This is a genomic window from Oleiphilus sp. HI0043 (assembly GCF_001634935.1).
The window spans coordinates 1-821 of record NZ_LWEY01000584.1 but is presented as its reverse complement, the minus strand read 5'-3'; the positions used below and the strand labels follow the sequence as shown (position 1 = coordinate 821).

Genomic DNA, 821 nt, shown 5'->3' with positions numbered 1-821 from the left:
CCACTGCTTGTATTTTTCACCAAAACGCACCACAACAATGTCAGATTTTTCAATCAGGGTCATCGTACGTAAGGCGTTAATTTTTGCTGCTTTGTGGTCTTTCCAAAAGTTGTTATCTTCCTCTCCAAGAATACGAACACCAACCTCATCACTGGCTTCATGATTGGTAACTGGAGAATAAACGTCTACATCCAAGCCGTTTGATGCTAAACCCGCAACAATCCGCTCACGCCAATCACTATGAATTTCACCAGATAAATAAATGCTGTATTTCATGACAAGTGTCTCCCTAATTTCATATTAATGTTATATATTGTGCTTGTGATTTTATCGGAGTGCGAACTCTAACGAAATGTGATCTATTCAGCAAAATATTGATGTTGAAGCGAATAGATACGTTCACAAAGGACGAGCCCTACAAGGAGGGGGCAGTATATGGCAATTTATGATCACCAGTACGGCGAATTATCTTACTTCCGAGTCTTTCGAGCATGGGGAGGTAAAGAACACCAAGAGTATGTCCGTATCAAACGCAGTCGCAAAGCTGCGTATTCCAAAGCCCAGGAAATCGACGCTCGCTTTGCCAAAGCCCAGAAAGCTTACGGTTTGCAGCAAGCACTCTCTACCGAATATCATATTCGCGAAAAAGGCACGATCCGAGGTTTACGCCGCATTGTCGTTAAACGAAAAGGGCGTGCGCCGGCTGATGTTTTTGAGCTGCGTATTAACGTACCTTGGGAAGATGAAATAAAACGCACCACTATCTCCATAGCCGTCCACGGCGAGGAACAAGCTTTCCGTTTATCTGTAGAGAAGATCTG

The 821-nt window shown here is 43.6% G+C and carries 2 protein-coding genes; one reads left to right on the top strand and one right to left on the bottom strand.

What is annotated here, in order from left to right; all coding sequences use genetic code 11:
- On the bottom strand, nucleotides 1-276 hold a 276-nt coding region (locus A3729_RS07275), incomplete at its 3' end, for a YtoQ family protein (RefSeq protein ID WP_197475654.1).
- Between the two features lie 159 nt (nucleotides 277-435).
- Between A3729_RS07275 and A3729_RS07270 the strand changes: the two genes are divergently transcribed.
- Nucleotides 436-821, top strand: a 386-nt coding sequence (locus tag A3729_RS07270) for a hypothetical protein (RefSeq protein WP_156497760.1), incomplete at its 3' end; no start/stop codon positions are given.